Annotated in this window: 5 protein-coding genes; 4 read left to right on the top strand and 1 reads right to left on the bottom strand. The window is 68.6% G+C overall.

Annotated elements, in window-relative coordinates:
• The coding region (locus A5655_RS26885) for a twin-arginine translocation signal domain-containing protein (protein ID WP_156764690.1) at positions 1-166 on the bottom strand (166 nt) is incomplete at its 3' end.
• A 182-nt stretch (positions 167-348) separates the two neighbouring features.
• Here A5655_RS26885 and rimP point away from each other — a divergent pair.
• The 4 genes from rimP to A5655_RS04375 all read left to right on the top strand — a co-directional run.
• The gene (rimP, locus tag A5655_RS04385; protein ID WP_067005951.1) at positions 349-900 is read left to right on the top strand and encodes a ribosome maturation factor RimP; all 552 of its coding nucleotides are present in this window, start codon (positions 349-351) and stop codon (positions 898-900) included.
• Positions 897-1,940: a transcription termination factor NusA gene (gene nusA / locus A5655_RS04380; RefSeq protein ID WP_067005948.1), complete on the top strand. Its 1,044-nt coding sequence runs from the start codon at positions 897-899 to the stop codon at positions 1,938-1,940. Before rimP ends, nusA begins: the two co-directional genes overlap by 4 nt.
• A 62-nt stretch (positions 1,941-2,002) precedes the next feature.
• Positions 2,003-2,365 carry a YlxR family protein gene (locus A5655_RS26880; RefSeq protein ID WP_197508594.1) on the top strand — a complete coding sequence of 121 codons (363 nt, stop codon included), beginning with the start codon at positions 2,003-2,005 and terminating at the stop codon, positions 2,363-2,365.
• Positions 2,366-2,428: 63 nt separating this feature from the next.
• Positions 2,429-2,828: translation initiation factor IF-2 N-terminal domain-containing protein (locus A5655_RS04375; protein WP_231999064.1), on the top strand; the 400-nt coding region annotated here is incomplete at its 3' end.

Below are 2,828 nucleotides of genomic sequence, written 5' to 3'. Positions count from 1 at the left end.
GCGCGCTGTCTTTGCGGGCCTGGTCCAGCGGGCCGACCAGGTTTTCGACGGCGGGGGGCTTGGGCTGCGACTGGCCGCAGGCGGACGAGACCACCCCGAGCGCAGCAAGAGCCGCGGCGCCGGCGAGCACACCCCGCCGGTTGGTAACCGGTCCTGCGCTAGGCACAGCAACATCCTGCCATTGCGCGAAGGGGGGCAGGTCCGAGGACCGTGACCACGCGCGATCACGCCGTCATCGGCGATTCCTGGCGTATCGTTGATAGCTGACTCGCACCGGAAACCACCCGGAAACCACCTGGGTGGCGACATCCGCCAGATGACCGGACAACTCAAGATGAGGAGCTCGCCGTGACCACCGGGCTACCTTCGCAGACGCAGGTGATCGAGCTACTCGACGCGGAATTCGCGCGCGCCGGTTACGAAATCGAAGACGTGGTCATCGACAGCCGCACGCGCCCGCCGCGGATCACCGTGATCGCCGACGGCGACGACCCCCTCGACCTCGACACCATCGCCACCCTGTCCCGTTCGGCCTCGGATTTGCTCGACGGCTCGGATCTGCTCGGCGGCATCCGCGACCGCTACGTGCTGGAGGTCAGTTCCCCGGGCGTGGACCGCCCGCTGACCAGCGAGAAGCACTTCCGCCGCGCCCGCGGCCGCAAGGTCGAGATCGCGTTGTCGGACGGGTCGCAGCTCACCGGGCGCGTCGGCGAGACCCGCGATCGCGCGGTCGCGCTGGTGGTCCGCGCGGGCCGGGACTGGACGATACGCGAGGTTCCGCTCGACGAAATCGTGAAAGCAGTTGTGCAGGTTGAGTTTTCACCACCAGGCCAGGCGGAGCTGGAACTGGCGACTGGGCCGTTCGGGGGTCGGCCGACTAGGACGGAGGCCGGAGCATGAACATCGACATGGCCGCATTGCACGCGATCGAGGTGGACCGGGGCATCTCGGTCAACGAACTGCTCGAGACGATCAAATCCGCGCTGCTCACCGCCTACCGGCACACCCAGGGCCATCAGAACGAGGCGCGCATCGAGATCGACCGCAAGACCGGCGTCGTCCAGGTAATGGCCCGGGAGACCGACGAGGACGGCAACGTCATCAGCGAATGGGACGACACCCCGGAGGGTTTCGGCCGCATCGCCGCGACGACCGCCCGCCAGGTGATGCTGCAGCGATTCCGGGACGCCGAAAACGAGCGCACCTACGGCGAGTTCTCCACCCGCGAGGGCGAGATCGTCGCCGGGGTGATACAGCGCGACAGCCGGGCCAACGCCCGTGGGCTGGTCGTGGTGCGGATGGGCAGCGAGACCAAGGCGTCCGAGGGCGTGATCCCGGCGGCCGAACAGGTGCCCGGCGAGAGCTACGAGCACGGCAACCGGGTCCGCTGCTACGTCGTGGGCGTGACAAGGGGGTCCCGCGAGCCGCTGATCACGCTGTCGCGCACCCACCCCAACCTGGTCCGCAAGCTGTTCTCGCTGGAAGTCCCGGAAATCGCCGACGGGTCGGTGGAGATCGTGGCGGTCGCCCGGGAGGCGGGGCATCGCTCCAAGATCGCGGTGCGCTCGAACGTTCCCGGCCTGAACGCGAAGGGCGCCTGCATCGGCCCGATGGGGCAGCGGGTCCGCAACGTGATGAGCGAGCTCTCCGGGGAGAAGATCGACATCATCGACTACGACGAGGACCCGGCCCGCTTCGTCGCCAACGCGCTGTCGCCGGCCAAGGTGGTCTCGGTGTCGGTCATCGACCAGACGGCCCGGGCCGCCCGCGTGGTGGTGCCCGACTTCCAGTTGTCGCTGGCCATCGGCAAGGAGGGCCAGAACGCGCGGTTGGCCGCCCGGCTGACCGGGTGGCGCATCGACATTCGCGGCGATTCACCGGGGCACGCCGAGAGCCAGGCCGAACACGGCGCCGGTCACCCCGTTGCGCACGATCACTGATCTCACCTGAGCGGTCCGTGCGGGTGGTTCTGACCTCCGGTCAAGGGAGGTTAGACTGACACGTGATCCAGCGCGAGCCTTCTGACTTGGCGCACAGAAGCACTGAAGGACCGGTGCGGACGTGCGTCGGGTGCCGAAAGCGAGAGCTGGCCGCCGAACTGCTTCGCGTGGTGGCTGTGTCGACGGGGAACGGCGGATACGCCGCGATCGTTGACGACAGGAGTAGCCTGCCGGGGCGGGGTGCATGGCTGCATCCCGCGCCACAGTGCCTGCAACAGGCGATTCGGCGGCGGGCTTTCACCAAAGCGTTGCGCATCACCGGTCCACTGGACACATCCGCGGTGGTCGAGCACTTGGCGGTGCACGACTCGCGCGGCAACAGAAGAGGCAGCAAAGAACATGAGCACACCGTGAAGTCCCGATGACAATGCGTCATAGCTAAACCCGAGGCGCGGCCCGCTGCTGTCGCCTCATAGACAGGAGATGTAGTGGCAGGTAAGGCCCGCGTACACGAGTTGGCCAAGGAACTCGGTGTCACCAGCAAGGAAGTGCTCGCCCGACTGAATGAACAGGGCGAATTCGTTAAATCCGCGTCGTCGACCGTAGAGGCACCGGTGGCTCGCCGGCTGCGCGAGTCCTTCGGCGGCAGCAAGCCGGCCGCCACCAAGGCGCCCGCCAAGGCCCCCGACAAGTCGCTCGACCGGGCCCTCGACAAGGCGATCAGCGCGCCCGCGCCGAATGGCGAAGCGACCGCCGCGCCCGCCAAGCCCGCCGCCGGCGGGACGACGGCGGCGGCCCCGGCCGCGACCGCGGAAGCGCCCGCCGCGCCCCCGATGCCCACCCCGAGGGCGGCTGAGACCGCGCTCGTGGTCAACAGCCTGCGGCGGC

Source organism: Mycobacterium sp. 1081908.1 (genome assembly GCF_001673535.1).
Classification (GTDB): Bacteria; Actinomycetota; Actinomycetes; order Mycobacteriales; family Mycobacteriaceae; genus Mycobacterium.
The sequence above is the reverse complement of the archived record's forward strand: the minus strand, read 5'-3'. Positions and strand labels throughout refer to the sequence as shown.

Excerpts from the sequence above, each read along its gene's own strand:
- nusA (WP_067005948.1), top strand. The coding sequence starts at position 897 with ATGAACATCGACATGGCCGCATTGCACGCGATCGAGGTGGACCGGGGC.